At 60.5% G+C, this 14,874-nt stretch carries 13 protein-coding genes and 2 pseudogenes; 2 read left to right on the top strand and 13 right to left on the bottom strand.

The genetic code is table 11. The annotated features are described in order from the left end of the window. On the top strand, nt 1-942 hold the full coding sequence (locus GOB87_RS11215) for an AEC family transporter (RefSeq protein ID WP_166316607.1): 942 nt from the start codon (nt 1-3) through the stop codon (nt 940-942). Here the strand turns inward: GOB87_RS11215 and GOB87_RS11210 are convergent. Continuing rightward, entirely contained in the window at nt 918-1,850 is a 933-nt protein-coding gene (locus GOB87_RS11210) for a LysR family transcriptional regulator (protein WP_166316604.1), read from the bottom strand. The two genes, GOB87_RS11215 and GOB87_RS11210, sit on opposite strands and share 25 nt — an antisense overlap. 104 nt (nt 1,851-1,954) lie before the next feature. Between GOB87_RS11210 and GOB87_RS11205 the strand changes: the two genes are divergently transcribed. Then, nucleotides 1,955-2,716: an SDR family NAD(P)-dependent oxidoreductase gene (locus GOB87_RS11205; protein ID WP_166316601.1), complete on the top strand. Its 762-nt coding sequence runs from the start codon at nt 1,955-1,957 to the stop codon at nt 2,714-2,716. A 40-nt stretch (nt 2,717-2,756) separates the two neighbouring features. Here the strand turns inward: GOB87_RS11205 and GOB87_RS11200 are convergent, their stop codons facing one another. The 12 genes and pseudogenes from GOB87_RS11200 to GOB87_RS11145 form a co-directional block, all read right to left on the bottom strand. After that, nucleotides 2,757-4,529 carry an AMP-binding protein gene (locus GOB87_RS11200; protein WP_166316598.1) on the bottom strand — a complete coding sequence of 591 codons (1,773 nt, stop codon included), beginning with the start codon at nt 4,527-4,529 and terminating at the stop codon, nt 2,757-2,759. Between the two features lie 14 nt (nt 4,530-4,543). Beyond that, nucleotides 4,544-5,791 carry an MSMEG_0569 family flavin-dependent oxidoreductase gene (locus GOB87_RS11195; protein ID WP_166316595.1) on the bottom strand — a complete coding sequence of 416 codons (1,248 nt, stop codon included), beginning with the start codon at nt 5,789-5,791 and terminating at the stop codon, nt 4,544-4,546. Nucleotides 5,792-5,807: 16 nt separating this feature from the next. Continuing rightward, nucleotides 5,808-6,095, bottom strand: a complete 288-nt coding sequence (locus GOB87_RS11190) for an MSMEG_0570 family nitrogen starvation response protein (protein WP_130732860.1) — start codon at nt 6,093-6,095, stop codon at nt 5,808-5,810. Continuing rightward, a complete protein-coding gene (locus tag GOB87_RS11185; RefSeq protein WP_166316592.1) occupies nt 6,083-7,261 on the bottom strand; it encodes an MSMEG_0565 family glycosyltransferase in 1,179 nt (392 codons plus the stop codon). The genes GOB87_RS11190 and GOB87_RS11185 overlap by 13 nt, the downstream gene beginning before the upstream one ends. Next, the gene (locus tag GOB87_RS11180) at nt 7,258-8,232 is read right to left on the bottom strand and encodes a sll0787 family AIR synthase-like protein (RefSeq protein WP_264806054.1); all 975 of its coding nucleotides are present in this window, start codon (nt 8,230-8,232) and stop codon (nt 7,258-7,260) included. The genes GOB87_RS11185 and GOB87_RS11180 overlap by 4 nt, the downstream gene beginning before the upstream one ends. Beyond that, nucleotides 8,229-8,792, bottom strand: coding sequence for an MSMEG_0567/Sll0786 family nitrogen starvation N-acetyltransferase (locus GOB87_RS11175; RefSeq protein WP_166316586.1), 564 nt, complete (start codon nt 8,790-8,792; stop codon nt 8,229-8,231). Before GOB87_RS11175 ends, GOB87_RS11180 begins: the two co-directional genes overlap by 4 nt. Next, nucleotides 8,789-9,898, bottom strand: a complete 1,110-nt coding sequence (locus GOB87_RS11170; protein ID WP_166316583.1) for an MSMEG_0568 family radical SAM protein — start codon at nt 9,896-9,898, stop codon at nt 8,789-8,791. Before GOB87_RS11170 ends, GOB87_RS11175 begins: the two co-directional genes overlap by 4 nt. Beyond that, nucleotides 9,895-10,878, bottom strand: coding sequence for a Nit6803 family nitrilase (locus GOB87_RS11165; RefSeq protein ID WP_166316580.1), 984 nt, complete (start codon nt 10,876-10,878; stop codon nt 9,895-9,897). The genes GOB87_RS11170 and GOB87_RS11165 overlap by 4 nt, the downstream gene beginning before the upstream one ends. Nucleotides 10,879-10,902: 24 nt before the next feature. Beyond that, complete coding sequence (locus GOB87_RS11160; RefSeq protein WP_010512648.1) at nt 10,903-11,385, bottom strand: MSMEG_0572/Sll0783 family nitrogen starvation response protein; 483 nt, start codon at nt 11,383-11,385, stop codon at nt 10,903-10,905. 340 nt (nt 11,386-11,725) lie between these two features. Then, nucleotides 11,726-13,129: an aminotransferase-like domain-containing protein gene (locus GOB87_RS11155; protein WP_166316577.1), complete on the bottom strand. Its 1,404-nt coding sequence runs from the start codon at nt 13,127-13,129 to the stop codon at nt 11,726-11,728. Nucleotides 13,130-13,342: 213 nt separating this feature from the next. Beyond that, nucleotides 13,343-14,424: pseudogene (locus GOB87_RS11150) on the bottom strand (IS5 family transposase). Nucleotides 14,425-14,486: 62 nt separating this feature from the next. Next, nucleotides 14,487-14,654, bottom strand: a pseudogene (locus tag GOB87_RS11145) (YrrC family ATP-dependent DNA helicase); the annotation flags it as partial. Between the last annotated feature and the right edge of the window lie 220 nt (nt 14,655-14,874).

Below are 14,874 nucleotides of genomic sequence, written 5' to 3'. Positions count from 1 at the left end.
ATGCTGAACAATCTACTGATCGTCCTGCCTATCTTTGCCCTCATCCTTACCGGATGGATCGCGCGCAAATCGGGTGCGCTGGGTCCCAATGCCACGCGCGAGGTCAATCGGCTCGTAGTCTATCTTGCGTTGCCCGCAGTGCTGTTCGATATCGTGGCGAATGCAAAAATGACCGATCTGTGGGAGCCGGGATTCATTGTGGCGTTCACGCTCGGCTGTTTCATCGTGTTTGCCGGGACGCTGTGGTGGCGGGTATCAACAGGACATCATCTTGCCGATGCCACCATTGACGGACTGAACGCGAGCTACGCCAATACGGGGTTCGTCGGTTTCCCGCTTGTCCTGTCGCTCGTCGGCGATACCGGCATGGCACCGACGCTCATCGCCACGATCGTGACGGTCTGTGTGCTGTTTGTCATAGCGATCGTCCTGATCGAGGCCGGACTGCAAACCGAAGCGCGCCGTCGCGACATTGTCGCGAAAACGCTTTTCTCACTGGTGAAAAATCCGTTGCTGGTGGCGCCAGCACTTGGTGGCCTTGTCATGGTATCCGGTGGCCATCTGCCGGGACCGGTTCATGCCTTCCTGAAACTTCTCGGTGGAGCCGCATCCCCTTGCGCCCTGATCGCTCTCGGTCTGTTCCTTGCCGGGAGTTCTGCCGGTACCGTGTCTGCACGCCCGTCGACTGCGGCCATTCTTGTTGGCCTGAAGCTGATCGCCCAGCCTCTGGTTACGTGGATCATTGCCTCGCCTGTGCTCCACCTGCCGCCACCGATGACAAACATTGCCGTGCTTCTTGCAGCACTGCCCACGGGAACTGGCTCGTTCATGCTGGCGGAATTCTATGACCGGGAGGCAGCCCTTACCGGGCGGGTCGTTCTGGCCTCCACCGTGTTCTCGATTGCAACGATCTCGCTCTATCTCGCCTTTGCGCCCGCGTAGGGGCGTTCATCGGCGTTTTGATGAAACCTCGAACCAATAATCTCCACCAGCCAGTCCACGAACATACGCACGCGTGGAGAAAGCTGCCTGTTACTCGGATAAAGCACCGAAACCGGCGTTGGCGTGGGTGGAAAATCGGGGAGGACTTCGATCAGCGTGCCCTTCGCAAGGTCATCCTCAAAGCCGTAGCGCGGAACCTGCACGAGGCCAAAGCCGAGCCGGGCCGCTTCAGCATAGGTATCAACACCCCCAACGAGCAGGCGTGCCGGAAGCGAGACCTCGATCGCCTCCTCTCCGCGCGTAAACTCCAGCGCCACGGGCTGGCCGGTGCGCGAGGACACGAAACCGATCATCTGATGGCCTTCAAGATCGTCGGGAGAGACAGGCGTTCCGTGCCGAGCCAGATACGCCGGGCTGGCAACCGTTACCTCCTCCATAACGCCCAGCGACCGCGCGATCATGCCGCTGTCCGGCAGGCTTCCGGTCCGGACCACACAATCCACCCCTTCGCGCACCAGGTCGACAAACCGCTCACCCTCGCCAAGATGAACGGTCAGCGCCGGATGCCGGACCAGAAAGTCTGGCAATGCCGGCAGCAGGATCATGCGCGCCAGACGCCCGATGACATCAGCGCGCAGAAGTCCCGCAACAGCACCGCTCACGCTCCGGTCCGCGTCCTCGATATCGGCAAGGATCGCAACACACCGACGATAGTAGGCAGCGCCTTCCTCGGTCGGTCGGACGTGACGGGTCGATCGGTGCAGCAGTCGCGTGTCGAGCCTTTGCTCCAACGCCTTGATCGCGGCGGTCGCAACCGGCCGGGAGACGCCGCAATCGGCGGCCGCGGCGCTGAAGCTGCTGCGGTCAACAATGCGGACGAAGAGGTCGAGTGTCGCAAGCCTGTCCATGGGATTATTCCATGAGGCAAAACAATGCTGACGGAAAGAGCGCTCTTATCGAACGGACTATGGTGTGATCAGGATTGGTTCCTCATCATCAAACGGAGAGACCCATGCCCGAAACGAACACCATTGCCATCGTCACTGGCGGCAGCCGTGGACTGGGTCGCGCCACCGTTGAGGCCCTCGCCCGACGCGGCGTCTCGTCCATCTTCACCTACCACACCAACAGATCTGCGGCCGACGAAGTGCTCGACAGTGTCGAACAGAGCGGTACCCGCGCAGTGGCCCTGCAACTCGATACCGGCGACACGCATGCCTTTCCTGCCTTCGCCGAGGAAGTCCAGCGCGTGCTACGCACATGGGATGCCGAGCGTTTCAATTATCTGGTCAACATGGCTGGCACCTCCCATGAGGGGCTGTTCGGCGAGGTGACTGAAGACGATTTCGATGCCGCCTATCACGTGCACGCCAAAGGTCCGTTCTTCCTGACACAGACGCTGTTACCGCTGATCGCGGACGGTGGCCGGATCGTGAACATCTCATCCGGCCTGACGCGCTTTGCTTATCCCGGCCGGATTGTCTACGCCGCCATGAAAGGTGCGGTAGAAGTCATGACGCACTACATGGCCAGGGAACTCGGCCCACGCCGCATCGCGGTCAACACGGTAGCGCCAGGCGCCATCCAGACGGATTTCTCGGGCGGCATGGTACGGGATAACCTGGACATTGTCCGTCACATCGCAGAGGTCACCGCGCTTGGACGTCCCGGCCTTCCGGACGACATCGGCCCGATGATCGCTTCGCTCCTCTCAGAGGACAATCGCTGGGTGAACGCGCAGCGGATCGAAGTCTCCGGCGGTCAGGCCATCTGAAGGCTGGCCGTTCCACAAATGCAATGCCGCACTGATTCCGTCAGGACACCAGCAGGCGTTTCCGCGTGATCTTCCCGGACACGGTGGTCGGCAAATGCCTGACGAAGCGGACTTCCTTCAGACCAACCCATCTTCCGAGGACTTCGTTGACCAGCGCGACGATTTCCTCGGAAGATGGTTCGCAGACGACCTGGGGGTCAACGACCACATAGGCAACAGGTCGCTGCCCTCGCAGTTCGTCCGGAATTGCAACTACGGCACACGCATGAACGGCTGTATGGGTGGCGATGATCTTTTCGATCTGCACGCCCGAAATCCGCCGGCCTGCAACCTTGATGACATCATCGGAACGCCCGAGCATATGCACGGCGCGGCTGGCCTCCATCATGCCTTCGTCGAAGGTGCGATAATACCGGTTCGTTTCATCAAGATAGGCGGCAGGAACACGGATCTCCCTGTCCTTCCAGACACCCGCCAGACAGCCAGGTGGCAACGGCAGGGAGAGAACAATTTCGCCACACTGTTCACCCGGCATGGACGGCACGATGGCCGGGCAGAATCCCGGCGCAGGTCGTCCGATATCATTCATGAGCGAGACCGGCTCACGCTCGGGCAGACCAAAAAAATGGACGGTGATGCTCCATCCGGTTTCAGTCTGCCACCAGTGATTGACTACGGGTTTGCGAAAATACGACCGCGCCCAGTCCAGCAATGTCGGGTCCGCATACTCCCCGGCCACGAAGATGCGGGCCAACGCGGGCAGGATGGCCCCTGACAGATGACGGCTTTCCTGCCGCATGAGCCGCATCTGAGTGGGCGTGGTAAACAGGCATTTCACTGCGTGTTCGTGACAGAGCGCACGGATCGCAAAAGCTGAAGCACCGCCTTCGACGATCACGCTGGTGCAGCCGCTGATCAGCGGCGCATAGACGCCGTATGAATGGCCAACCACCCAACCCAGATCCGATGTCGTGAAGAAGGTATCACCGGGTTTGCAGCCGTAGATCAGATCCATGGACAAGGCGAGAGCGACAGCGTGGCCACCATTGTCACGCACAATGCCCTTGGCATTGCCCGTCGTGCCGGACGTGTGAAGAATATACAGGGGATCTTCGGAACGCAGCATGACCGGCTCTGACGGTGCGGACTGTTCCAGCGTGTGAAAATCGTGATCCCGTACAGGCAGAAGCGAGGCCGGGCAGGCTTCGCGCTGCACGATCACGCAAACCTGTGGTCTGTGCGTCGCCGTAGCGAGCGCCTCGTTCAGGGCGGGCGCGGACGGAATGGGCGTCTTCCCCTGAAAGCAGCAACTCGCGATGATGATGACCTTCGGTGCCACGTCATTGATACGGCGCGCCAGTTCGGGCCCGGCATAACCGGCAAAGACCACGACATGTACAGCGCCGATCCGTGCACAGGCCAGCATGGCGATGGCTGTCTCAATCATGGTCGGCATGGCGATCAGGACGCGGTCGCCTTTCTCCACCCCCAGCGAGCGCAGACCACCGGCAAATCCGGCCACCCTGCCCTGCAACTCCCTGTAGGTTACAACCTGACGTTCCCTGGTGGCGCAGGAATGCCAGATCAATGCCGCCTGTTCACCGCGACCATTTTCAACATGCCGATCCACTGCGTTATGGCAGGTGTTGAGTGTGGCGTCGGGAAACCAGTCATGCCAGCCATCCAACCGTGTCCTACATGCGGTCACAGGGGCCTGCTTCCATGTGACGCGTTGTGCCGCAGCCAGCCAGAACTGCTCTGGCTGGTTCAGGGCTGCGTCATACATCGCCTCGTATGTCGTCCATGGAAGCATGGCGTTTACTCCGTTCAGGCTACGGGCACGTCTTTGCCGATGATCTGGCTGGCCAGCCACGCGGCATCACGTGAGACACCGGAGAACCGCCCCGATCCCCAGGTGTGCAGCCATGGCAGGCCGAGGAAGTAAAAGCCCGGCGCATCGGTCACGCCGCGATGCCAGACCGGCTTGTTGGCCCCGTTGAAGACAGGCACGTCGATCCAGCGATAATCCGGGCGAAAGCCGATGCACCAGAGGATCGAAGTGATCCCGGCAGCCTTCAGGTCGAGCGGGGTGTTACTGCCATCGGGTTCCCACACAGGCACATAAGGAGCTTCGGTCGGAGCTGTGATCCCTTCACGGGCGATGTAGGCATCAATGGATTTCTTGATGTCGGCATTGGTCTTGTCCGCATCATCAAGGTTTTCCGCAAGATCCGGCGCGAAGTGCGCCACTTCATCGCGGATTGTCTCCAGCGTGCCGTGCAGGCCCACGCCCTCCTTTGCAAACAGTCGCAGATCAAGATCGTGGCCGCCATTTCGACCAGTGACATAATGATTGGTCTTGTCGCGTGCGCCGTCACGCAGGGGGTGATTATCCACCGTAAGGTTGTAGAAGTTCATATCCGCCAGCCAGTCCACCACATCGCGGCCACGGTAAAAACGTGAGACACGCGGGGCAGAGCCGACACAGAGATGGACCTTGCGTTTTTCAAGGAACAGGTCCTCGACGATCTGCGCGCCAGACTGGCCGCTGCCCACGACCAGAACGGCCCCTTCCGGCAACTGGGCCGCGTTGCGGTAATCCTGCGAGTGAACCTGATGGATGGCGGGGTCGATCGCGCTGGCGTAACCGGGGATCACCGCATCCTGATACGCGCCCGATGCGATGACCACATGCTTTGCGCGCCAGGTTTCACCGCCTGCCACCACGCGGTAACCACCACCTTCATGGCGCGTGATGGAGGTGACGGGCGTGTGCTCGTGCAAAGGCGGGCTGAAGGAGGCCACAAAGCCCTTCACGTATTCGATGATTTCCTTCTTCACCATGAAGCCGTGCGGGTCGCTCCCCTTGTAGGGATGACCGGGAAGTTCGCACTGCCAGTTTGGCGTGACCAGGCAGAAATTGTCCCAGCGCTCATCATCCCACGAATGGCAGGCGGTCTTTGCCTCAAAGACGATGTGCTCCACCTTCTCGCGGCAGAGATACCAGCTCATGGAGAGCCCGGCCTGTCCGCCGCCCACGATGATGACGGGGATGGTTTTCTCGTTCTGTGTCATGGTCGTTCTTTTCGTCTCAATAACTGAAAGACAGGACGCGCACCTGCGCGTCGGACTGGTTCAGAAAAGGCGCACCGGCCTGCCTTATGGCCTGAAGCTGGCCAAGGGCGCGGCTGCATGGGAAGCCGTAGCGGGCGCGAACCCGCTCGCTGGCGTCCGTCAGGGCGGTGTCCGCCTTTTCAAGAAACTCCCGGACCGGATAATCCTGACCGGGCGTGAAGTGGTCCCTTATGACCAGCGACGGGGAATAACAGTCAGTCTCCTTCCCATCGGGCCAGCGCACGCGAAAGGTCATTTCGGGCATGGTGACAAAACTCCTGAATCAGGGACGTCAGCGTGCTGTAATGCCGCGAGACGCCGGTATCCGGGGAGGTGCCGACTGGCGACGCTGCCCCAGTCGAAACGGCGGGCGGTTGCGGGGCCGCTGGCCCGGAAATGGTCACGGCTTTCGACGCGCAGGGCGTCGCGCAACGCCATGAACAAGGTGTCGGGGTGCGCCGGTTGGCACCACAGCACATCCGTTGCCAAAAAATGTTCTGTGAAAGGTGGTGCGGCTGGCACCACCACGGGGATGCCACAAGCCAGGGCTTCCAGCGGGCACAGTCCGAACCCCTCGGTTACGGATGGATAGGCCAGCACGTCCGCCTGCCGGTAGAATAAAGGCATGTCTTCATCCGCAACTGGCCCGGTGATGGTAACATGATCAGCCGCACCGCTTTCGCGCAGACGCGCCATGAATCGGGTGCGGTAGGCAGAATGATCCAGCAGCGAGGCCCCGCCGGCCACAATCAGATGCACATCAGGCTGTTCGCAACGAAGGGCCAGAAATGCATCGAGCAAGTGCAGCGTGTTCTTGCGCTGCTCGATCCCGCCCACGGACAGGATCAGGTGCTGACCGGCTGGCAGATGATACCGCGCCCGCAACGCGGCATCGTGCGCGGTTGCTACGGGCGAAAAACGCACGGGATCAACCCCGTTGCCCACGATCGGAGCTTCGCGGCCATGGTCGTTGCGCAGGACATCTTCCCACATTGTGCTGACGGTAAACAGTTCGGCCGCCGTCCTGATCCCCCGTTCCTGCCGCGCGGCGAGGACCGGGTGCGTGAAATGGTCAAGATGGTGGACCGTGCGGGCAAAGCCCGGTATCCGCCCTTCCTGCACCAGATCGGCCAAAGCATTGGCGCTGATCGGATCCTGCGCATGCAGCACGTCAAAATGCTGTCCGCGCAATGCGTCTCTGATTTCGCCGATGCGGCCCTCCACCAGCGTTGGCAGGTCAGTCTCCGGCACGGCCGGGATGCAGTTTGTGGCGCAGCGGGGCGTGCGGAAAAAACCAGCCCCTGTCACGTCCGGCGCAATCAGCGTTGCGTCATGGCCCGCGTCACACAGGGCTTCCGCCAGCGCCATGCCGTGCACCACACCACCGCGCGGATTGGTCGAATGGGTCAGGATGCCAATGGACAGACTCATGGCACAAACCCCATGAGCGGCGTCCGGGCGAGATCCCAGAAGGTTTCTTTCTCGTCCGCCCATGTGACATCCAGCCGCTGCGTGCTGTCACACTGACCGATGACAGAAGCCGTAATGTCACGCCCGCGAAACCGGGTCATGATCGCCTCGGCATCCTCGGGACGCGCCGTGAGTAGGTAGCCATAGCTGGGGAATGCAGACAGCCAGCGTTCCATCGGCGCATCTTTGGGGCGCGGAATGTCATCAAGCGTGATGGTCATGCCCACGCCAGAACATTCGGCCAGCATGAGGGCCGTGCCCAACAGTCCGGCCATGCTGATGTCTTTGGCGGCGCGGCTCAGCCCATCCTCAGCGATAGTTGGCAGAAGTTCGATGTCCCCCCGCAGCCGGGCCGTCCCCTCGGTACCGCACAACGCGGAACTGGCGTCCCAGAATGGATGCGGGTCGTGCCAGCGGCCACGCAGGTCAATGGCGGCAATCAGAACTTCACCCGGTCGTGCATCGAAACTGGTCAGCAGATGACGGGCACGACCCAGGATCGCCACCGACAGTGAGTTATGGGTGCTGCGCATGTTGGTGTGTCCGCCAACAACTGGCACGCCATAGGTGTGTGCGCCTTCATGCAGACCGCTCAGAATGGACGCGGCCGCCTCGGACGTATCGCTCCACAACGCATCCACCACGGCCACGGGACGACCACCCATCGCCGCGATATCGCTGACATTGACCATCACGCCGCAATACCCGGCAAACCACGGCATTGAGCGGACAAAGCTATCCTGAAAGCCCTCGCTGGCCAGCAGGAGATAGCCATCGCCATCCGGGATCGCGGCGCAGTCATCGCCAAGGCGGATGACATCATGGCTGGCAGGCTTCAGGATTGCCGCAGTTTCGGCAATGTCCTGTTTACCCGCCAGCGCGCGACCGTTCCGGAGCTTGCGCAGGAGTGTGGCGAGTTCGTGTGTCATCACGCCACCTGTCGTATCCGGGGCTGCGGACGCAGCAGCCAGGTCTGATCCAGACCGTGCGCCGGATAGCGTGACAAGTCGGCCTCCATATCGTGATGCGGCAGACCATGCAGCGTAATGACGCCGAGACTCTTCCAGTGCAGGCGACGGAAGAACAGCACGTTCTGCTCCTGCACCTGAGCCAGAAACTGCGTGGCCCCAAGCCCGTGCGCCGTGCTGACCGCCATGCGGATCAGTTCCGCGCCGATCCGTCCCAGTTTGCGGTGGTCTTCATGGACGGCCAGACGGGAGCCGCGCCAGACGCCGGCGTCGGCTTCATGGATGCGCACCGCCCCCACCACCCGGTCCGGCATGCCCGCCATGCAGCACGCCGCGATGATGGGAATGGCGACCTCATCGATTGCATCGCGGTCATCCTCTGCAAAAACATGCTGTTCACTGCAGAACACTTCGCGACGGAGCGCGTGATAACCGGCGCATTCCCATGGTGTACGGGCAAGGCGCACAACATATTCCATGGGGATGAACGGCCGGTCTTCCACGCCTTCGAGGATCGTGCTCATTGTTCGTACGCCGAAAGCGAGGAACAGGCGCCGCATCGACCACACCCGGCCCGGATGTCGGTGGATTTCATGTTCGCTTCCCGCAACATCCGCCCAAGCGGCGCCAGAACGGATTTCATAAACTCGGCTGAAGGCGGAACATGAGTTTCCAGCGGGGTACCGGAGATGGGCACGAACGGCACGACGAAGGGATAGACCCCGAGCGCAATCAGCCGTTCGGCCAGCGCCAGAATATCTGCGGCACTGTCGCCAAGACCGGCCAAAATGTAGGTATTGACCTGTCCGCGCCCGAAGATCGGCACGGCGCTGGCGAAAGCGTCCATATAGCGATCGACGCTGACCGTGGCCTTACCGGGCATGATCTTCTCGCGCACTGCCTGTGTTGCGGCTTCGAGGTGCATACCCAGACTGTCGGCCCCCGCCTCGCGCAGACGCTGGAACCAGCCGTGATCACGTGGCGGTTCGCACTGAACCTGAAGCGGCAGATTCACCACTGCTCGAATAGCACGGGCGGATTCCGCCAGCACAGCAGCACCCCGGTCAACCACATTGGGCGTGCCGGTCGTCAGCACCATGTCGCGCACACCGTCGAGTTCCACGGCGGCTTTGGCGACCTCAGCCAGTTGCGCTGGCGTCTTGTAGGCAATGGTGCGATCGGCCTCCAGCGACTGGCCGATGGCGCAGAACTGGCAGGAGGTGCGCCGGTCGGCATAACGGATGCAGGTCTGGTGCACCGTGGTCGCCAGCGTGTCACGGCCATGCAACAGGGCGATCTTCCAGTAGGGAATACCGTCTACCGTGCTCAGCCCGTAAAAACGCGGGGCCGCCGGGAAATGGATCGTGCCCAGCGTCTGGCCGTCACGCAGCAGCGTGCTGGCACCACTCCGGTCAGGCGGGCTGGCCTGAAACGGAGACCGCCGCGCACCGGACGTATAGACCGGAACCATGACGGTCTGACCCGCGATGGTGATTGTCTTGTGGTCGGAAGGACCGGCTCCGCCCTTGCGGGCGATACCACCGATATCTTCGCCGATCTGAAGCCCAAAGGACTGCAGATCCGTAATGAGCTTACGACCGGAAAGCGTGCCGAGTGTTGGGACGGTCATGGCTTGGCCTCGTCATTGGAGGGACCGATCGGCTCGACTGCTGCGTGCTCACCGACATAATGCACTGCGCGCGCTGGACGCCGGTCATGAAGCAGGCTGAGCAATTCGGGGCGTGCGTAATGACCCACGGAGTCCATCATCCGCTTGCGCTTGGTGATCAGGGCGAAGTCGAGATCGGCAATCACCATTCCCTCGCCTTCCGTCAGAGGTGTGCCGAGCAGTTTCCCTTCGGGGGAGACGATGGCCGTGAAGCACCCACCCCGCAGCGGCCCTTCCAGCGCGGGATCGCGGGCGATCTCCGTGATCTGCTCTTCCGTCAGCCAGCCGGTAGCGTTCACCACAAAGCAGCCGGATTCCAGCGCGTGGTGACGGATGGTGACTTCCATCTGGTCGGCGAATATCTGACCCACCAGTGAACCGGGGAACTGCGCGCAGTGGATTTCCTCATGCTGGGTCATCAGCGCGTAGCGGACGAGTGGATTGTAATGCTCCCAGCAGGCCAGCGCTCCGATGCGACCGGCAGCACTATCGACAACTTTCAGACCGGAACCATCACCCTGCCCCCAGACCATGCGCTCATGGTAGGTGGGCGTGATCTTGCGGCGCTTGAGCAGGATCTCACCCGTGGCGTCGAAGATGATCTGCGTGTTGTAAAGCGTGCCGAAATCGCGCTCGTTTACACCCAGCACCACGACCATGCCGGTCTGGCGCACGGCCTCGGCCACCATGTCGGTGACCGGACCGGGAATGACGACGGCGCGCTCGTAGAGTTCCAGATGCTCTCCACCGAAGCGGAAAGCCGGCTGGATGAATGAGAAATAGGGGTAGTACGGCACGAAGGTTTCGGGAAAGACCGCCAGCGCAACACCCTTCTCGGCGGCATCGCGGATGGCCTGACAGACTTTCCGGGCTGTTCCCAGACCATCGTCACCAAGGATAGGGCTGATCTGGATGGCAGCAGCGCGAACGATACGGGACATGGCTTGCGGTCCTCCCTTCGGCCTTCAGAGAGTCCAGGTATTAAGGATGAAGGCGTTGTCGCGCCGGGCCAGCAGGATGATGTCCAGCACGTCCTGCGGATTGATCGGCGTGATGCCGGGGATCAGGTTCTGCTCGCCGTAGCCGTAGAGGGCCTGAAGCGCGAAGCGGCAGGCATAGACCTTTCCGCCTTCCTCAAGGATTTTCGCGATCTGCTTGTTGCAATTCATGTGGCCCGGAAAGGCTTCGTCGCCCAGGCGGGGAAAGCCGCGCTGCACACCAAGGGTCACACCCGGGCCATACAGCAGCACCGACGTCTCGAAACCTTTGCGGATCAGGCGTGTGGCCTGCAGCAGGTTTACAAACCCGACCGAACCTTCATTGGCCACGGTATGGAAGGTGATAAGGGCTTTTTCGCCGGGCTGGGCTTTGACGTCCTCAAAGACCTTGTTTTCATAATTGACGAAGCAGTCGCCATCTTTATGCGGAGCGTGTTCGACTTTCGGCATGGTATCTCTCCCGTGTGCTGCGGTCTCCGGCAGGGAGCCGAGACTGACCGCGTTGCCGAGGCAAACGTGGCACGGGATGGCAGAGAGCCAAAATATTGTATGCCTTATGAAAAGGGTACAAACGGCTCAAATCAGATCACATGCCGCCATCCTGCCAAGACAGAGACATACAAAAAATATACAACAACCATACAATCGTAAGGGGCATCCATAAGGGTCTGTTTTAGCGTGATTTTATAATCACGAAGTCGTGAATGAAGTGCCTTTTTGTTTTTCCATGCGCCCGCATGGCGCGCCCCGGAATCAGATGTTCCGATCGATTCCAGACACTGCGCGCAGGTCACACAATATCGGCAAAGCCGGGTGAGCGTTTGTGTTGCAGGACCGACAGCACGCCATGCAGGGATTCCTCAAGGCTTGCAGCATCCGGTGCGCTGCCCAATGCAATGCGCGCCCGCTGCGGCGGCTCGCCGCTGATGGTGAAAACAGTGCTAGGCACCAGCGCCAGGCCTCGCCTGCGGGCATACGCCACAAAATCCGCACTGCCCCACCAGTCCGGCAGTTTCAGCCACACATGCGGCCCGTCGGGGTTCATGCAGTGCCCCTCCCCCAGCACCTTGCGGGCAATGGACTGGCGCAGGCGCAGTTCTTTCTGGATGGCGTGCAGGATCGTATGCGCCTGTCCAGTCTGCATCCATCGCGCCGTGAGCGCGCTGAGCAGACCGGCATTGGTCAGCGCGATTGCCCGGATGGCCGCCGCGACCCGTCGGGTCATGTCCGCATTGGGCAGGGCCACATAGGCGGTGCGCAGGCCGGGACTGAGCGTCTTGGCGAGGGTAGCTACGTAGCTGACACGGCTATGGTCGAGGGCTGCCAGCGCCGGTGGTGGAGTGTCCATCAGCAGGCTGTAGGGGTCGTCCTCGGCAATATGCAGATGATGACGCTGGGCGACCGCCAGAATATCCATGCGCCGTTGCAGCGACATGGTGGCCGTGGTGGGATTGTGGATGGTCGGGATACAGTAGAGCAGCCGGGGATGATGTTCGGCGCAGACCCGATCAAGCTGGTCCGGCATCATGCCTTCCATGTCACTGCCCACACCGACCAGGATGAGGTCGAACTGCGCTGCTATGGTCCGGATGCCGGGATAGGCAATACGGTCGGTAACAATCACATCGCCCGGTTGGGTATGGGTGCTGACAATGGCCGCCAGAGCGCTCTGGGCGCCCGGTGAGATAAGGATTTCCTCCGTTCGCCGCTGCCCGATGACGGGCGCGATCCATTTCGCGCCAAGCTGGCGTTCCTCCAATGTACCGCCCGTGACCCGGTAGGACATCAGGCTGTTCAGATCCTGCTGTTTCAGGATAGTCGCAATATCGCTCTGGATAAGCCGCTGAAGCGGCGGGTCCTGCGGGATCGGCGGCAGGTTCATGGTCAGGTCAACCACGGCCGGCCCCGTATGCCGCCAATGACTCTCCCCGGCACCAACACGAACAAAGGTGCCCCGGCCAACCGTCGCGTCAATCAGGCCGCGCCGTCGGGCCTCGGTAAAGGCCCGGGTCACGGTCGTCAGATTAGTGCCAAGATACTCTGCGATCATTCGCTGTGGCGGCAGCCTGTCCCCCTCCCGCAGGTCGCCCTTGCGGATGGAAAGCGCCAGGGCATCAGCCAACGTCATGTAAATCGCATTCGGACTCCGGCTGATCTCTTCTTTCCAATGGGCGAGATAGGGGTATGCTGACATGGGATGGAATTTCCATACATTCTATGAAATTCCATTCGACCACATGCCATACAATCAGCGCAATCACGATATCAATAAGGTGGAGGGTTCGAAGAACCATTGATTGATTCCCCTTGCGCCTGATTTCAGGTTTGTGACGTGTTGATTTCTGGTTCCTGATCCTGATTTTAGCGCTGCGTTTTTCGCAGAGCGTTGGACATTGGCTTTGGCTTGCTACGTGGCGACCCTGATCCTCTCGAGGAAAAGGAAGCGGCGCATATTATAGATGATATTGGCCAGCCCGATCCTCATGGTGGCTCGAGTTATGCCCACAGTCCGGACGAACAGCCCGGTCTGTGACTTCTGATCAGCAAAGACATGCTCGACACGCGATCGAATAATGGACTTTCCGGCATTGGAGCGCTGGATGTGCCGGGGCATGGGTTTGAGATGCGGCTTTTTCCTGTGGACCTTCGAGACAAAGCCCTGCTTGTCCATGAAGTCTTCGTTGGCTTTTGAGCGCGGCAGGCTGTGTCTGCCCAGACTGTTGAGGCGGTGTTGGTTTTGTCCAGCAGCCCCTCGCGCAGTCGGGCACCATCACTGGCTGCTGCATCTGTCGCTTTCCATTTCCGGATCAGCCGAAACTTCCGGTCGATGGAAATGTGGGACTTGTAGCCAAAGAAGGGAATGGCGAGATCCGTTGCAGGGATCGTTCCGTCATCCTGCCGCTTTGCCTTGGTAAACTTCAAAGTCCAGCGTGCATGACGATCTTTGTGAGAAAGCTTTGAGGGCTTGTCCTGCCAGTCTTGTGGGATCCGTCCCTCCCGAATATCTGCTTTCTCAGCGTTGGTGTTGCGCTGCTTTGGAGCTGCCACCAATGTCGCATCCAGGATCTGGCCTGACATTGACAAATAACCGGCAGTCCTCAGGGTCGCGTCAAACCGGTCAAACAGCCTTTCAATCGCGCCAGCCTGGGTCAGACGTTCGCGAAACAGCCAGACCGTCTTGGCATCAGGTACGCGGTCCGACAGCCCCAGACCAAGAAAACGCATGAAGGAGAGCCGATCGTTGATCAGATATTCCGTCCGTTCGTCGGACAGGTTGTTCAACGTCTGGATGACCAGAATCTTGAACATCAGGACCGGATCAAACGGTGGACGACCGCCTTTACTGCCGTTTGCATAGGCCAGAGCTTTATCCAGCTCAGAACGAAATGTTTCGAAATCCACAGTCCGGGAAAATGCTTCGAGCTGATCACCAAGCCCGCTCAGCCGAGCAAGACGCTCTTCAACATCAAAGAAACCTGGTTGCTTCATAAGCCATCCCCCCACTCTTCACATGAGGAATGGAATCACACAGGGAGACCCAAAACCAGAGGGTTCTTCGAACCCTCCACCTTCACCCGCAGGACGCAGAAGCCGTTCTCGGCGTTGTGGAACGTCACCCGCTCTACGAGACCGGCCAGTGCCTCGGATAAGGCAGCCGTGCCACTCAACGGGACGCTCCTGCAGGCGCGGAATCGAGAGGGTCGGAAACCATGATCCATCGTAACACAGGATCGCGCTGCCGACCGTATCGCCGGGCTCCAACACGCCTGACACGCAATCGTGAAGAGTCCCGATTTCAGCCCAACCTACGCTGGAGTTTCACTCCCATCTGCATCCTATACGCATCCTGCGCCGCGTTTCGGGCACAAAAAAACCCGCCGTGTTAGGGCGGGTTTATCGTGTCCTATCAAGGACTTGCGCTTGGTTGCGGGGATAGGA

Source organism: Acetobacter estunensis (genome assembly GCF_011516945.1).
Taxonomy (GTDB): domain Bacteria; phylum Pseudomonadota; class Alphaproteobacteria; order Acetobacterales; family Acetobacteraceae; genus Acetobacter; species Acetobacter estunensis.
The sequence above is the reverse complement of the archived record's forward strand: the minus strand, read 5'-3'. Positions and strand labels throughout refer to the sequence as shown.